At 31.2% G+C, this 15333-nt stretch carries 15 protein-coding genes; 3 read left to right on the top strand and 12 right to left on the bottom strand.

Going from position 1 to position 15333, the window contains the following annotated elements:
- Positions 1–82: 82 nt before the first annotated feature.
- The 3 genes from AAEO58_RS13140 to aroB all read right to left on the bottom strand — a co-directional run bounded on the left by AAEO58_RS13140 (position 83) and on the right by aroB (position 3836).
- Positions 83–1057, bottom strand: coding sequence for a deoxyhypusine synthase family protein (locus AAEO58_RS13140; protein WP_133607040.1), 975 nt, complete (start codon positions 1055–1057; stop codon positions 83–85).
- Positions 1058–1068: 11 nt separating this feature from the next.
- The gene (locus tag AAEO58_RS13135; RefSeq protein WP_341683862.1) at positions 1069–2478 is read right to left on the bottom strand and encodes an arginine decarboxylase; all 1410 of its coding nucleotides are present in this window, start codon (positions 2476–2478) and stop codon (positions 1069–1071) included.
- 290 nt (positions 2479–2768) lie between these two features.
- Positions 2769–3836, bottom strand: coding sequence for a 3-dehydroquinate synthase (aroB, locus tag AAEO58_RS13130; protein WP_341683861.1), 1068 nt, complete (start codon positions 3834–3836; stop codon positions 2769–2771).
- A 95-nt stretch (positions 3837–3931) separates the two neighbouring features.
- On the opposite strand from aroB, the gene AAEO58_RS13125 reads away from it, so the two are divergent.
- Positions 3932–5098, top strand: coding sequence for a proline dehydrogenase family protein (locus tag AAEO58_RS13125; RefSeq protein ID WP_341683860.1), 1167 nt, complete (start codon positions 3932–3934; stop codon positions 5096–5098).
- A gap of 70 nt (positions 5099–5168) precedes the next feature.
- A complete protein-coding gene (locus AAEO58_RS13120; protein WP_341683858.1) occupies positions 5169–6233 on the top strand; it encodes a T9SS type A sorting domain-containing protein in 1065 nt (354 codons plus the stop codon).
- 253 nt (positions 6234–6486) lie between these two features.
- On the opposite strand, the gene AAEO58_RS13115 is transcribed toward AAEO58_RS13120, so the two are convergent.
- Both AAEO58_RS13115 and AAEO58_RS13110 read right to left on the bottom strand, forming a co-directional pair.
- Entirely contained in the window at positions 6487–6909 is a 423-nt protein-coding gene (locus AAEO58_RS13115; RefSeq protein ID WP_341683857.1) for a thiol-disulfide oxidoreductase DCC family protein, read from the bottom strand.
- A 16-nt stretch (positions 6910–6925) separates the two neighbouring features.
- Positions 6926–9094, bottom strand: a complete 2169-nt coding sequence (locus tag AAEO58_RS13110; RefSeq protein ID WP_341683856.1) for an endonuclease MutS2 — start codon at positions 9092–9094, stop codon at positions 6926–6928.
- 83 nt (positions 9095–9177) lie between these two features.
- Between AAEO58_RS13110 and ung the strand changes: the two genes are divergently transcribed.
- Positions 9178–9840, top strand: a complete 663-nt coding sequence (gene ung, locus AAEO58_RS13105; protein ID WP_341683855.1) for a uracil-DNA glycosylase — start codon at positions 9178–9180, stop codon at positions 9838–9840.
- A 13-nt stretch (positions 9841–9853) separates the two neighbouring features.
- Here ung and AAEO58_RS13100 read toward each other — a convergent pair whose 3' ends face one another.
- From AAEO58_RS13100 to AAEO58_RS13070, 7 genes are read right to left on the bottom strand one after another with little or no spacing between them, the layout of a single operon-like run.
- The gene (locus AAEO58_RS13100; RefSeq protein ID WP_341683854.1) at positions 9854–10597 is read right to left on the bottom strand and encodes a DUF3667 domain-containing protein; all 744 of its coding nucleotides are present in this window, start codon (positions 10595–10597) and stop codon (positions 9854–9856) included.
- An 11-nt stretch (positions 10598–10608) separates the two neighbouring features.
- Positions 10609–11139 carry a hypothetical protein gene (locus AAEO58_RS13095; protein ID WP_341683853.1) on the bottom strand — a complete coding sequence of 177 codons (531 nt, stop codon included), beginning with the start codon at positions 11137–11139 and terminating at the stop codon, positions 10609–10611.
- Positions 11140–11150: 11 nt separating this feature from the next.
- Positions 11151–11744 carry a hypothetical protein gene (locus tag AAEO58_RS13090; protein WP_341683852.1) on the bottom strand — a complete coding sequence of 198 codons (594 nt, stop codon included), beginning with the start codon at positions 11742–11744 and terminating at the stop codon, positions 11151–11153.
- 38 nt (positions 11745–11782) lie between these two features.
- Positions 11783–12712, bottom strand: a complete 930-nt coding sequence (locus AAEO58_RS13085) for a transglutaminase-like domain-containing protein (RefSeq protein ID WP_341683851.1) — start codon at positions 12710–12712, stop codon at positions 11783–11785.
- Positions 12713–12739: 27 nt separating this feature from the next.
- Positions 12740–13588 carry a substrate-binding domain-containing protein gene (locus AAEO58_RS13080; RefSeq protein ID WP_341683850.1) on the bottom strand — a complete coding sequence of 283 codons (849 nt, stop codon included), beginning with the start codon at positions 13586–13588 and terminating at the stop codon, positions 12740–12742.
- Positions 13589–13629: 41 nt separating this feature from the next.
- Entirely contained in the window at positions 13630–14754 is a 1125-nt protein-coding gene (locus AAEO58_RS13075) for an SDR family oxidoreductase (RefSeq protein ID WP_341683849.1), read from the bottom strand.
- Between the two features lie 28 nt (positions 14755–14782).
- The gene (locus AAEO58_RS13070) at positions 14783–15319 is read right to left on the bottom strand and encodes a GNAT family N-acetyltransferase (RefSeq protein ID WP_341683848.1); all 537 of its coding nucleotides are present in this window, start codon (positions 15317–15319) and stop codon (positions 14783–14785) included.
- Between the last annotated feature and the right edge of the window lie 14 nt (positions 15320–15333).

The following is a 15333-nucleotide window of genomic DNA, read 5'->3' as shown; positions in this document are numbered from 1 at the left end:
AGGTTTTAATCTTGTATTTTGGTCAAATGTACTATCCTAAACTTATATTTTCAAGTAAAATAAATTTTTTTTTTAATTTTTTTTACCAGCCTAAAATGTAAGCAAACATTAATGGTGCAACAATCGTAGCGTCAGACTCTACAATGAATTTTGGTGTGTGAATATCTAATTTACCCCAAGTAATTTTCTCGTTTGGAACAGCTCCAGAGTACGAACCATAACTTGTTGTTGAATCAGAAATCTGACAGAAATAGCTCCAAAATGGCACATCATGCATTTCCATATCTTGATATAACATTGGAACTACACAAATAGGGAAATCTCCTGCAATTCCTCCACCAATTTGGAAGAAACCAATTCCTTTTCCTGCACAATTTTTTGGATACCAATCTGCTAACCACATCATGTATTCAATTCCGCTTTTCATTGTGGTAGCTTTAAATTCACCTTTGATACAGTAAGAAGAGAAAATGTTACCCATTGTACTATCTTCCCATCCTGGAACTACAATTGGTAAATTCTTTTCAGCTGCAGCAACCATCCAAGAATCAGCTGGATCAATTTCGTAGTATTGTTTTAATACTCCAGAATTAATCATTTGGTACATAAATTCGTGTGGGAAATAACGTTCTCCTTTAGAATCTGCATTATTCCAAATATCAAATAAATGTTGTTGTAAACGTCTAAATGCTTCTTCTTCAGGAATACAAGTATCCGTTACACGGTTGTAATGGTTTTCTAATAAATCCCATTCTTCTTGTGGTGATAAATCTCTGTAATTTGGAACTCTTTTGTATGAATTATGAGCTACCAAATTCATGATATCTTCTTCTAAATTAGCTCCAGTACAAGAAATAATATGTACTTTATCTTGACGAATCATTTCGGCTAACGATTTTCCTAATTCAGCTGTACTCATCGCACCTGCTAAAGTAATCATCATTTTTCCGTTGTCTAATAAATGTTCTTCATACCCTTTTGCTGCATCTACTAAAGCGGCAGAGTTAAAGTGAAGATAATGTTTCTCTATAAACTGACTAACTGGTCCTTTGCTCATTATTTCTTATTTTATTGTTCTTTTCTTTTGTTGTAACCTAAAATTTCTAAAACGTCTTCTGCTTTTTGTTGTTCCGAAAAAACTTCGGTAGCAATAATTCCGTTTTTATCTTTATCAATTAAAATGTGTTTTGGTTGTGGTAAAATACAGTGACTTAATCCGCCAAAACCACCAATTGTTTCTTGATACGCTCCAGTGTTAAAAAATCCGATATATAAAGGTTTTTCTTTGTTGTATTTTGGTAAATAAACCGCATTCATATGTTGTTCTGAATTGTAATAATCGTCTCCATCACAAGTTAATCCACCAAGTAATACCCGTTCGTAAGTATCATTCCATCGGTTTACGGCTATCATTACAAATCGTTTATTGATAGCCCAAGTATCTGGAAGTGTAGTAATGAAAGATGAATCAATCATGTTCCAGTTTTCACGGTCATTTTGTTTCTTTTGATATAAAACTTGGTACAAAGCACCGCCAGCTTCACCAACAGTAAACGAACCAAATTCTGTGAAAATATGTGGAACAGGAACTTCTGCTTCGTCACAAGCAATTTTGATTTGGTTTAAGATTTCGTCTACCATATATTGGTAATCATAATCAAATGCTAATGAATTTTTAATTGGAAAACCTCCTCCAATATTCAAACTATCTAAAGTTGGACATTCTTTTTTCAAAGCAATGTACACTTTCATACATTTTAATAATTCGTTCCAATAATATGCAGTATCACGAATACCAGCATTAATAAAAAAGTGAAGCATTTTTAACTCAACTTTCTTATTTTCAGCGATTTGCTTACGATAAAATGGAACAATATCTTTATATCCAATTCCTAAACGAGATGTATAGAACTCAAATTTTGGTTCTTCTTCCGCAGCAATACGAATTCCGATTTTAAACTTACCATCAATTTCTTCCTGTAATAAATCTAATTCTTCAAAATTATCAATTACAGGAACTGTATTTTTATGTCCGTTATTAATTAAACGTGCAATATTAGTTACATATTGATCGCGTTTGAAACCATTACAAACAATAAAAGTGTTTTTATTTATTTTACCTTCTTCCATTAATGTCTCAACAATATTAATGTCGAAAGCAGAAGAAGTTTCAATGTGAATGTTATTTTTTAAAGCTTCATTTAAAATGAATTGAAAATGAGAACTTTTTGTACAGTAGCAATAGAAATACTTCGCATCATAATCGTGCTTTTCCATGGCATTTCTAAACCACATTTTTGCACGATTGATGTTTTGTGAAATTTTAGGTAAATAAGTAAACTTCAATGGAGTTCCATATTCTTCAACTAATTTCATTAAATCAATACCATGAAATTGAAGTTCATCTTTATTTAGAGTAAATTCTTCTTGAGGAAAATAAAAAGTTTGATTAATTAAGTCGTAATATTTTGTGTTCATTTTGAAAATTTGGATTAAATTAAAAAGTTACTAATTGTTTTTTAATCACAATTTTCAAACCCTAATATTGGCAAAGCGAATTAGTAGTTTCTCACTAAAAGCCTTTGATATTTCAAACAAATCGATAATATGAAAACTAAAAATAGAAAAAAAGAATCGCCCAATTATAGAGATGTCAGCATTTCTATTATCGAGTGTTCTATTGAAATTTGATTGTTTTTTGTTTTCTTTCATTAGGGCAAAGTTAAAAAATAAAATGGCTAATAAATAAAGAAAAAATAAAAAAATAATTACACGGAATAATCTCTAAAAGCTTTGTAAATCAATTCGTTATCTGATTCTTGATTGATTTTAATTTTCCCAATTCCGTCAAGCAAGGCAAATTGTACTTTACCAAACTCATTTTTTTTGTCAAAAATCAGCAATTCAATGATTTTTTCAATTTCGTTTTGAGTGAATTCAATGCGTTCAAAAATATCATTGATAATGTATTTGATTTCCTGATATTCTTCGTTTGTTAGTAAGTTTTTTTCTCTTGAAATGTAGCTTTCTAAAATCATCCCAATCGCAATTGCTTCACCATGAAGTAAATTTGTTTTATCTTCATTTTCTAAGAAATAGCTTTCAATTGCATGACCCAAAGTGTGACCAAAATTCAAAGATTTTCTAATCCCATTTTCGGTTAAATCTTCACATACAATAGTATTTTTTATTTGAATAGATTGATGAATTAAATGATTTAAATCCTCTGTGCTTAAGTCTTTTAAATTTTTAAATTTATCCCAATATTTTTTATCAAAAATCAATCCATGTTTCAGCATTTCGGCTAACCCAGAACGCATTTCGTTTTGAGGTAAAGTATTTAAAAATTGTGTATCAACAATCACAGCTTTAGGTTCTCGAATAATTCCAATTTGGTTTTTCAAATTTCCTAAATCCACTCCATTTTTTCCACCAATTGACGCATCAACCATAGAAAGTAAAGTAGTTGGAATATTAATAAAGTCAATTCCTCTTTTAAATGTGCAGGCAACAAATCCACCTAAATCAGAAATTACACCACCACCTAAGTTAATAAGAATACTTTTTCTATCACCACCTAAATCCGACAAGGCGCCCCAAACTTCAGTACAAGTAGCAATGTTTTTATGAATTTCTCCAACCTCTAATTCGATTATTTCAATTTCGATTTCAGTTGCCAAATTATTTAATAAATGTGGTAAACAATATTGAGATGTGTTTTCGTCTACTAAAATAAAAATCTTAGAATAATGAGAAGGTTTTAGCATTTCTGCCAAAGTTTCATATCCTTTAGAATCAAAGTAAACATTATAATTGTTGGCTGTAATTGTTTGCATGTAAAAAGCTTGAATTTTATTGCAAAATAAGGCATTTTTTATTTAAAATTCGTAAAAACTGATGTATATTTGTGTCGTTTATTATCAAAAATATCATGAATAAAATATTTGACAATACCCAAGTTGCTTTTTCTTTAAAAAGTGATACCGAATTAGAAAGAGCTTATTTTCTTTTTAAACTAATTGCAAGTCAACCACTTGTAAAAATAGGAACTGCTGTTACCAATTTCGCTCTTAAAGCTCATTTACCTGTTGAAGGATTAATTCGTTCAACCGTTTTTGATCATTTTTGTGGTGGTGTAAATGAGGTTGATTGCTTAAAAGTAGTGGATAATATGTTTACCAAAGGAGTTTCTTCGGTTTTGGATTATTCTGTGGAAGGAAAAGAAGAAGAAGCTCAGTTTGACGCTGCTTTAGAAATGACTTTAAAAACAATTGAATTTGCAAGAGAACGTGAAGCTATTCCGTTTGCGGTTTTTAAACCAACTGGTTTTGGTCGTTTAGATTTATATGAAAAAGTAGGAGAGAAGTCGGTTTTAACAGAAGCTGAACAAAAAGAATGGAATCGAGTAATTGCACGTTTCGATTTGGCTTGCAAAACTGCGCATGAAAAAGACGTTTTGTTATTAATTGACGCTGAAGAAAGTTGGATGCAAGATGCGGCAGATGCTATTGTTACTGATATGATGCGCAAATACAATAAACAAAAAGCCATTGTTTTTAATACGTTACAAATGTACCGTTGGGACAGATTAGATTATTTGAAAAGTTTGCACGAACAAGCAAAATCGGAAGGTTTTTATATTGGAATGAAATTAGTTCGTGGCGCTTACATGGAAAAAGAAAATGACAGAGCTACTGAACGTGGATTAAAATCGCCAATTTGTGTTTCTAAAGAAGCTACCGATATTAATTATGATGCTGCCGTATTGTATATGGTTGAAAATATAGATAAAATGGCGATTTTTGCAGGAACTCACAATGAAGAAAGTTCATATAAGTTAATGCAATTAATGACTGAAAAAGGAATTACAAAAAACGATAAACGAATCTTTTTTGGGCAGTTATTAGGCATGAGCGACAACATTAGTTTTAATTTAGCAGAAAACGGTTATAATGTTGCTAAGTATTTGCCGTTTGGTCCGGTTAGAGATGTGATGCCTTATTTAATTAGAAGAGCAGAAGAAAATACTTCAGTAGCTGGACAAACAAGTAGAGAGTTAACATTGATAAAAAAAGAGAAGGAAAGAAGAAAGTTATAATTTTTTCTTAAAGTTGTTTTTGTATTAATTTTATGCTTATTTTTGATAATCAATTATAAAAATTTTAATTATGAAAAAAACATTACTTACTTTAAGCTTATTTGCTTCTTTTTTTAGTTTTTCACAAGTTTTGCAATCGGATAATTTTAATTCCTTTGTTATTGGAAATGTAGGTACTGCTTTTAGTGGCGCATCAACTGGTCAAGGAGGTTATTATACAGAAGCCGCTAATGGTGCAGCTCCTACCACATCTAATAATGCAGCAAACTCAAATTTCCAAGTAGTATCTACAGGTAATTCCTCAACAAATGGTTTATCTATAGTTGGACCTAATGGTGATAAAGGTTCAAGATTTATGTGGAAAAATGGTTTGCCTACTGCATGGACTGGTAGAACACCAGGTAATAACATTATCGAAGTTGAAGTTGATGTGAATCCAGGAACAAGAGGGACAAGTCGTAACTCATTTGGTGTTAGGATATATAATGCTGATTTTACAAGAACTCTCGCAGGGTTTCAGGTAAATGCATCAACAGGAGAATTATTTTTAGTAGCATATTCAACTCCTAGTCCGGATCCTGTAGGAAATTATTCTTATCCTTTAGCTGCAGCTCCTGGTGTTCAATTACCACAGAATACTTGGTCTAGAGTTGGAATTTCATATAATTTTACGACTGGTGAGGTTTTGATTAATTCTACTGCCATTACTGGTGGCCCACTAGGTGTAAATGGAAGTTCTCCAAGTACTAATCCTGCTGAAGTTGATTTTGTTGTAACTAGTGGTTCTGTTGTTGGTCCTCCTGCAATTAATAATACCGCTGCTGCAACAATGAGATTTGATAATTTAGTTACTAGAGCTTCAAATACAGATACTTTATTAAGTTCAAACCAATTTACGATTGGTGATAACAGTTTTGTTGTTTATCCTAATCCAACTAGAGATTTATTAAGCATTTCTAATCCAAATAATTTCGATATTAAAAACACAACTGTTACTGATATCAATGGAAGAGTGGTTAAAAATCAAGCAGGTTCTCTAACTCAAATCAATGTTTCTGATTTAAATGCTGGTGTTTACTTTGTAACAATTGAAGCAGCAGAAGGAAAAACTACTAAGAAATTTATCAAACAATAATTTCTATTTTATTACATAAATTAAAAACGACCAGATTTACTGGTCGTTTTTTTTCTTTTTATAACTATTCATCATTAGCATTACTGCGCCAACTAAGCCTAGGCATACAAGCGCAAAAACAATAATCATTATAAAAGTTCCATTGCTATGCGAATAAAGTGGTAATAATAAATTTGCCATAGTTATAAAGGTTAGAATTTACACAAAGATAAAGGGTAGCAATTGTTTATTACCTGATAATTATCATATATGCTTATTCTAAAAACTTCGCTTTTAATTCGGGTGTTGGAATCATACAAGCTTCTTTTTTGCCATACCATTTGTAACGATTTTTTGCTACGTAATCGTAAACGAAATCTCTTAATCCTGTTGGTAATATCTGAAAAACTGTTGCAAAGGTAAAAATTCCACTTAATCCTTTTGCAATATGTAAAGCAGCTGTTGATTTATAATAATAAGAAATTCCTGGTTCGTACAAAACTATACTATCTGTGTGTATTGGATTAATTCCAATATATTTTAAAATCTTTTGTCCTAATTCCGATTGAAGCGAGACAAATCTAAAAATATCTTTTTTGTCGTGTTTGATTACATATTGAACCGACGAATCGCAAAGGTTGCAAACGCCATCAAACAATATTATTTTTTTATCTTGTGGCAAATCTTGTATTTCCATAATATGCTTCTAAATGTTATGCAGGTTGCACGTATTCTAATTGGTCTAAACTTACTTTTGAGGTGAAAATTCCGTAATTCACTGTTGCTTTTGTTTTTTCGATTACATCAATGGTTCCAATCGCTTTTCCATCTATCATGCGAACTCTGTCGCCCACTTTTAGCGTAACTTTTGGTTTGTTCTCTTCTTCAATTTTGGCTTTGATTTTCTTTTCCTTCTTAATCACACGAATTTCCTCCACAATCACCTTAACTTCTTCTTCTACTTTTTTCTGGATAACTTCTTTAACTTTCTTTTCTTTAACCGAAAGTTTTTTTCGTTTCGAATTTTCGATTTCAACCATTTTCAAAAACTCACCAATTAAAGTCTTTTTATCTTTGTTATTAAAGTAACTTTCCGAAATATCATCAATCTTTTGCCCAATGTAAATCAAACGCTGGTTTGCATCATATAATTCCTGATAACGTTCTAATTTATCTTGAATTTTCGCATTGATGGTTTCCATTTTCTTACTTTCTTCACGCGCTTTGGTTTCTTCTTCTTTTAAATTTAAAGACGTTTTTTCCAATTTTGAACGCTCTTTTTGAAGTGTAGCAATTGTTTTGTCAAAGCGAACTTTTCCGCCTTCGATTTTCTTTTTCGCACGATTGATTAATCCGAATGGAATACCATTTTTCTGTGCGACTTCGAATGTAAATGAACTTCCGGCTTGACCCAAAATCAATTTGTACATAGGTTCTAATGATTTCTCATCAAACATCATGTTCGCGTTGGAAGCAAAAGGTAATTCGTTTGCTAATATTTTTAAATTACTGTAATGCGTAGTAATAATTCCGAAAGCTTCACGAGCATAAAATTCTTCTAAGAAAGTTTCAGCCAAAGCACCTCCTAATTCAGGATCAGAACCAGTTCCAAATTCATCAATTAAGAACAATGTTTTTTCGTTACATTTCTTTAAGAAGTAGTTCATGTTCTTTAATCGGTAACTGTAGGTACTTAAATGATTTTCAATGGATTGATTATCTCCGATATCTGTTAAGATTCTGTCGAATAAAAAAGTTTCGCTTCGTTCATGGACTGGAATTAATATCCCACTTTGCAACATTAATTGAAGTAATCCTACGGTTTTTAAGGAAATCGTTTTTCCTCCGGCATTAGGTCCAGAAATCACAATAATGCGACTTTCGTTGTGTAATTCGATGGTTTGTGGATACGTGATGGCCTTTTTTTCTTTATTGTTCAAATACAAAATAGGATGGAAGGCTTCTCTAAAAAAAAGTCGCTTTTCTTCGATAATATTAGGAAGAATTCCATTGATTTTATATGCGTATTTGGCTTTAGCAGCAATCACATCAACATCACTTAAAAAGTCTTGATAAGCCGCAATAGTTTCAGTAAACGGACGAATTTCATTAGTTAAACGTTTCAAAATTCGCATGATTTCTTCGCGTTCTTCAAACTCTAAGTTGTTCAATTCTCTTGAATAGCGTTGAGCTGCTTCGGGTTCGATATAAGCAATACTTCCTGTTTTAGAATTTCCTAAAATAGAACCTTTTACTTTTCTTCGGTACATCGCTAAAACCGCTAAAACTCTGCGATTTTCAACAACTGTTTCCTTGATATCATCTAAATAGCCCAACGAATTATATTGGCTCAAAGCCATACCAAAACTTTGGTTTATTTTGCCACGAACCACGTTTATATTTCTTCGAATATCAATCAAATCAGGTGAAGCGTTGTCTTTGATGATGCCGAATTTATCTACCACTTCGTCAATGCGTTGTAAAATCAGTTTTACAATGTCAATTTGGGAAGCTTTTTGATATAAATTTGGATAATACTCTTCAAATTTCTTTAAAAACTGAATCAACGTAATGGCAGTTTCCGAAAGATTTGAAATCTTTTTGAAACTTCCCACTTCTAAGAAACTATCTTCGATAGCTAAGAATTTTAGTTCGTAGTTGATGTTCTCAAATCCGTGATTCGGAATGGCGTTATTGTTGGAAAACGAAGACAAATATTCAGAGGTTTGCTTCAAATTAATAAGCAATTCTTCTTTGTTTTTGAAAGGTGTAATTGCCATTGCTTTTGCTTCACCAATATCAGTGTTGCAGCGGCCAGCAATCGTTTCTAAAACGGTATTAAATTCTAAATCTTGTAGCGTTTTTTGGGTAATCGAAATCATTTTTCTTTTTCTGTTAGGTCAAAGTTACAAAGTAATAAATCCATATTGCAATAGAAATTTATATTTTTGGTAAAAATTATAAAATGTTTATCAAAAATCAGACTTGGAAAGCCTTATTAGCAACTGAATTTCAGAAGCCGTATTTTGTTGAATTGATGCAACAAGTGGAACAAGAATACACTAACACAACTTGTTTCCCGCCAAAAGAACTGATTTTTTCAGCTTTTGAACAATTTGATTTTCAAGATACGAAAGTGGTTATTATAGGTCAAGATCCTTATCACGGAATAGGCGAGGCAAATGGTTTGTGTTTTTCAGTGAATGATGGTGTGGCAATTCCGCCTTCGTTGAAGAACATTTACACGGAAATTAATAATGAATATGATCGAATTCTATTCCCAACATCGGGTAATTTAGAAAGATGGGCAAAACAAGGCATTTTGTTGTTAAATGCAGGTTTAACCGTAAGAAAAGACGAAGCTAACAGCCACAAACACTTAAAATGGAATGTTTTTACCGATGCTGTGATTGATTTGATTAACGAGCAATCTGAAAATGTGGTTTTTTTACTTTGGGGAAGTTTTGCTCATAAAAAAGGAAAACTTATTGACAGAGAAAAACATTTGGTTTTAGAAAGCGGACATCCTTCTTTTGCGCATTCTCACAAAAAATGGTTTGGACACAATCATTTTAAATTGACGAATGAATATTTGAGAGAAAAGGGTGAGAGTGAGATTGAGTGGTAAAAAAAGGACAAAATCACTTCACCTGAATATCAAAAATTAAAACACTTATTAGCAGCAAAATAAAGAAGATTACCAAAAACAACAAATAGCTATAGATGGAATATAAAAATGCTTTAACTATTGATAAATTATTGAAAAAGGTAATGTAACACCAAAAAATCAAAACGATATCCATCAACATTAAAATATCAACAAATAGTTTATTGTAACTAGATTCAGTATAGTATTTGGTGATTGGAAATATAGCAATTCTAAGAATTAAACGTTGTGAAGCCATGTAAGCATTTAAGACAAAATGCTCTATAAAATTGTACCCTTGTTTTCTAAAAACTATATAAGAAGCTATTGAAAAAATTGGAATAGATAATAATATTATCCAATAATAATGATGTGAAATCCATTCGTTTAAACTTTCATATTCCACACCTTGTATTACGGAAACGGCTTTTTTATCTAAAACGCTAAAATGAAATAAATGACGTAAAACGCCATATAAAGTAGCTAAAATAATTACTAAAGAAATAGGTTTGAAATGTTTAACTCGTTTTCCTTTAATAAATTCTCTTATCGAATCTCCAGGTCGAGTAAATAATTCTTTAGCTGTGAATAAAACGCCTTTATCAAAATGAAAAAAAGCGTGTTGTATATCATGCAAAATAAAATGTAAATTTAATTTATGTGTATCAGCCGGTTGTCCACAATTATTACAAAAGTGTCCGGAATAGGTTTGATCACAATTTTTACAAGTTACTTGCATTATAATTGGATTTAATTCACAGTAAATTCTAAAGCGTTTGATGGAATTCCGAATGTACTTGTTTTAACAGTTACCATTACTGCATTTTGTGAGTTTAAAGAAACAATTTCAGGGTCAATAAGAATGCGGTATTGTCCAGCGGCTAAAGTAATATCTGATTCGTATTCATACGTGGTATCTAAAGCGTCTAAAACCGCTATTCCAGAAATATAGTCTCCTATTTCGTTTTCGCCTTCAACCGTAGTTACGCTAGTAGGTGTAATGTATTCCCATGCGCCATTTGTGTTTTTCTTTTCTAATGTATAATTAAAAAACATTTTTCTAGAATTACTTGTCAAATAAATATCAAATGGATTTGTATCTTGGGGTAATAATCTCGGTACATAACAAGATAAGTTTAGTTCGTTACCAGTAACATTAACTTCAATTAATTCATTTGAAGTAACAATTTTAGAAGCAAAAAATTCATCATCGCTTTCGGTACAACCTGTAAAAATTAAAGCTATTATAGCTACTATTATGTATTGAATATATTTTTTCATATGTTTTCTTTTTAAAATCTATAACCTAAATTAATTCCTAATCGCGCTACTGTTGATGGACTATCTTCATTAAATAAGTTTTTTCCAATACCAACATTCAAATCAACTACAAAACTTTCTTTAAAGTATAATTTATAACCAACGGAACCTCCTAATGCAATATCGCTATAGTCATTTCGTGTAACTACAACATAATCAGCAACACCATTATTTAACGTAGTTAATTCTTTAAATTCACCTCCGTTAAAATTAACGAAACCTTCTAAATAATATAAATTAGTTGCACTTTTTGACATGGCATAACGCACATATGGAATTACTTGATAGTCAATCAAAGTACGAGTGTCATCTGTAAGGAAATCATCGGTTTTGCTGTTTTTGTTAAACATCATACCTGTTATACCTACTGAGAAATCTTTGTTTATAAAACGTTCGTATGAAATACCTAATTTTCCATTAGCTATACCATTTAAAACATCTATTTTAACTTCGTTTTTCTTAGCTAAGATAGGAGACACAATGGTGTCGGTTGTAATTGTTTCATTTGTTTGTGCAAAGGCACTTACCGATAGAAATAATCCTAATAAATAGCTTATTTTCTTCATAAAAAGATTGTTATTTTTTGTAAATATAGAAAATTTTATCAATTAAAAGTGAGCTCTCCCAGAATTTCTTCGCTCATAAATTTACCGCCAGGATAGGTTGCTGTATAGTCTAAATTTAGCCAAATTTGACCTCTTTCGTCTATATGATAATGGATTTGCTGATTGTGGCTTTCTTGTTTAAAAAGCTCTTCTTTAATTAAATAGATGGCGGTTTCTAAATCGTTTTTATTCCCAATTAACATTTCTGGATACAAATGACCTCCTGTATGAATAATTCTAGGTGTTCCGCCAACAGCCTTAATGCAAGCAGCCATTAAAACCGCATGATCATCACAATCACCAGAGAAATGTTGTAAACTTTCAGAAGCATAAGCAATATATTCTCTTCCTTTTGGGTCGTTGACGTAATTCCAACGGTTTCTAATTTCCTTAAAAACAGCAAAACATTGAATCATTCTTCGCCTATCACCAGTTTGTTTAAATTCTTTAAAATGTTTTGTAGTTGCCGATAGTGCAAAATTTCTAACTTTTGGATTTGCAAAATCAACAGCATTAATAATTTTCGATTTGTTTGGAAAAGGAAGTAGTTTTGCGACTATTATATCTTGTGGGTTGGGAGTTTCACTCATTGAATACACCATATAACGATAATCTTCAAAAACTCTATTAAAACCGTAATTTCCAAATAAAGTTCCGTACAATAAAGCAATTAGATACAAGAAGACAATTAGAATAATAATTGTTTTTACTAATCGTAAAAGAAGTTGAATTATTACTAAAATGATAATAAAAATGATAATTCTATCTAAATGAATTATCCATTCTAAATCGATTAAATTTTGGTGTGCAATTAAAAAAGTAGGAATTGCAATTAAGATATTCAATAAAAAAATGACAACAATATCCCATGGCTTTGGTAAAGAAAGCTTTTCTTTTAGTTCAGCGATAGTAGGAATTTTAATTGTCATTTCGTTTAAAACGATAAAAATACGGAATTATTTAAGTATCGATTCTTTTGGTAATTTTTTATCGATAATTTGAAGCTTCAAAAGTTGTTCCATTATTTTGTCTAAGGTTTGATTGGTCATTTGTTTTTGTGACCAACGGGTTAATTTTAACCATTCTTGAATTGATTCAACTTTCTGATTATAATTTGAAGCTAAAGTTCTGTCAATGCTAGGAATTAACTTGAATTCTTCTGTAGTTGTATTGATAATGTCTAAAATTTGTTCGATGATTTTTGGATGTTGTTCCAAAACTTCATTACGAACAGCAATAACAAAACAAGGCCATGGAGTAGGGCAATCTGCAATTCTTCTGAAAATTCCTTTATCCACTAGTGGTTGTGTCATAAAACGTTCCCACATGAAATAATCTGCTTTTCCTGAAGTTAGATTTTCAACTGCGCCATCAATGGTATTTACGATTTCGAATTGTAGATTTTCTGTATTCCAATTCTGATTTTGAGCATTCACAATACTCATTAAATGCGAACCAGAACCCATTCGAGAAATCGCAACTTTTTTATTTTCTAAATCAGAAAGTGTATTATAACTTGAATTTTTTGCTACATGAATTCCCCAAACTAATGGACTTTGCACATAAACTTGTACAATCTTACTTGGATTTCCAGCAACAATATCTTTTATGATGCCTTCAGTCAGAATTACGGCAATATCGGTTTCGCCATCGCGCAACATTTGGCACATTTTACCTGTTCCTTCTGGCACATCGGTCCACTGCAAATCGATTCCAACGGCTTCAAATTCGCCATCTTCAATACACATGTGCCAAGGTAAGTTGAAATGCTCTGGAACGCCAGCTATTTTGATTGTTTTACTCATGTTTTATTTTTGTTCTTAGTAATCTTATTTTGATTCAACTACTAAACATTGATGTCTTTAAAATTTTGTAATCGCGCATAGCGAATCATATTTGTAAACGATTCAGCATCTAATTTTGGTATTTCTAAAATTGAATTTAATAAAGTAGTATCATATTCATTAGCAGCCGAAGTTAAATATGGCTTTAAATGTTTGCCAATACTTTCGTAGTACAATTTTTCAATGGTGTTTTTATAATCAAAATCTAATGTGTTTTGAATCACACTAAAGTTTGAATAACCTACTTCTTTCATAATGAGTTGTAGCCCTTTTACTAAATTAAAACTCTCGTTATGAACAATGTTTAGTTGCTGTATGTCTTCTCTTTCAAATGTATTTACAATAACTTTAGCTACATAATCAACAGGAATTATATTTAACCCCGTTTCTTCACTAATGGCAAAACGTACATTTTCTTGTTGGTCTTTACGTTGTGCTGTAAAATGGAAAAACTTTGCCATCAAATAAAAAACCATATATTTTGGTATAAAATAACGATTTTCGTTGCTTAGCATTTTGCCACCAATCACACTTGGTCGTAAAATTTGATACGGTAAATTTAATTCCTTACACTGTTGAATAACAAACTCTTCTGAATGAAATTTAGCATTTTCATAGGCATTTCGATGCTCTAATTTAAAATCTAAATTATGAAAGTCATTACCAATTAAGCCTTTGCGAGCTCCTGATGAAAAAGCAGTACTGATGTAAATAAACTTTTTAATGAAAGGAGAAAACATTTTGAAAATTGCCTTTGTTATAGCCGCATTTTCATTGAATATTTTATCTTTTTGGTTTTCGTCTGTAGATAGATTAACATAACCTGCTGAATGAATAAAATAAGCGCCTTTTATTTTTTCTGAAAACGAATCTTGTAGAGCAGCCAAATCGGTATCAATAATTTCAAGATACTGATTGAGTTTGTCAACTCCTTTATCCAACAAAAATTTAGGTGTATAATTACTTGAAAGTAGTTCGTTAATACGCTCTTTAGCGGTTACTTTGCCTTTGTTTCTTGTAATTAGAAATAGTTTTCCTTCAATGTTATTGGTTATAAAATTTTCTAGAATATCATACATAATGTGAGACCCTAAAACACCTGTTGCACCAGTAAGGATTATTTTCATTCGATTTTTATTTAGGACAAAAGTAGTGCTATTTTACGGAATTATTTTCTAGTTGCCACCATTTCCAAGTTACACCATTTTCATCAGGATAATCTTCCATAAAATTGAAACCTACTTTTTGCAACACATGATTAGAAGCACCGTTTTGGGCATGGGTGTAAGCATTCATTTCTTGAATTTTCATTTGATTGAAACCATAGTCTAACCAAGCATTTGAAGCTTCCGTAGCGAAACCTTTGTTCCAAAATTTTTCATTTAAACGATAACCGTAATCATAGAAATTGGTATTTCCGTTTTCTACATGGTCGTTTACAAATTTAATCCCTGTCCAACCTATTAATTCATTCGTATCTTTAGTAATAGCTACAAAACGCCCAATTCCGTTATTGATGTATTGTTGTCTAACCATATCAATGTAAGCGTGAACTTCGTCAATATGAACAACTGGTTTTTGCCATAAATATTTATGAACATTAGTGTTGCAATCCATTTCAAATAATGAATTTGCATCTTCATGACGCATTTCTCTTAGGATTAGTCTTGGTGTTTCTAGTATTAAATCCATTTTATAATTTCATC

This window comes from Flavobacterium helocola, assembly GCF_038289885.1.
Taxonomy (GTDB): Bacteria; Bacteroidota; Bacteroidia; order Flavobacteriales; family Flavobacteriaceae; genus Flavobacterium; species Flavobacterium cheniae.
The sequence above is the reverse complement of the archived record's forward strand: the minus strand, read 5'-3'. Positions and strand labels throughout refer to the sequence as shown.

Excerpts from the sequence above, each read along its gene's own strand:
- AAEO58_RS13140 (WP_133607040.1), bottom strand. The coding sequence starts at position 1,057 with ATGAGCAAAGGACCAGTTAGTCAGTTTATAGAGAAACATTATCTTCAC.
- AAEO58_RS13135 (WP_341683862.1), bottom strand. The coding sequence starts at position 2,478 with ATGAACACAAAATATTACGACTTAATTAATCAAACTTTTTATTTTCCT.
- aroB (WP_341683861.1), bottom strand. The coding sequence starts at position 3,836 with ATGCAAACAATTACAGCCAACAATTATAATGTTTACTTTGATTCTAAA.
- AAEO58_RS13125 (WP_341683860.1), top strand. The coding sequence starts at position 3,932 with ATGAATAAAATATTTGACAATACCCAAGTTGCTTTTTCTTTAAAAAGT.
- AAEO58_RS13120 (WP_341683858.1), top strand. The coding sequence starts at position 5,169 with ATGAAAAAAACATTACTTACTTTAAGCTTATTTGCTTCTTTTTTTAGT.
- AAEO58_RS13115 (WP_341683857.1), bottom strand. The coding sequence starts at position 6,909 with ATGGAAATACAAGATTTGCCACAAGATAAAAAAATAATATTGTTTGAT.
- AAEO58_RS13110 (WP_341683856.1), bottom strand. The coding sequence starts at position 9,094 with ATGATTTCGATTACCCAAAAAACGCTACAAGATTTAGAATTTAATACC.
- ung (WP_341683855.1), top strand. The coding sequence starts at position 9,178 with ATGTTTATCAAAAATCAGACTTGGAAAGCCTTATTAGCAACTGAATTT.
- AAEO58_RS13100 (WP_341683854.1), bottom strand. The coding sequence starts at position 10,597 with ATGCAAGTAACTTGTAAAAATTGTGATCAAACCTATTCCGGACACTTT.
- AAEO58_RS13095 (WP_341683853.1), bottom strand. The coding sequence starts at position 11,139 with ATGAAAAAATATATTCAATACATAATAGTAGCTATAATAGCTTTAATT.
- AAEO58_RS13090 (WP_341683852.1), bottom strand. The coding sequence starts at position 11,744 with ATGAAGAAAATAAGCTATTTATTAGGATTATTTCTATCGGTAAGTGCC.
- AAEO58_RS13085 (WP_341683851.1), bottom strand. The coding sequence starts at position 12,712 with ATGACAATTAAAATTCCTACTATCGCTGAACTAAAAGAAAAGCTTTCT.
- AAEO58_RS13080 (WP_341683850.1), bottom strand. The coding sequence starts at position 13,588 with ATGAGTAAAACAATCAAAATAGCTGGCGTTCCAGAGCATTTCAACTTA.
- AAEO58_RS13075 (WP_341683849.1), bottom strand. The coding sequence starts at position 14,754 with ATGAAAATAATCCTTACTGGTGCAACAGGTGTTTTAGGGTCTCACATT.
- AAEO58_RS13070 (WP_341683848.1), bottom strand. The coding sequence starts at position 15,319 with ATGGATTTAATACTAGAAACACCAAGACTAATCCTAAGAGAAATGCGT.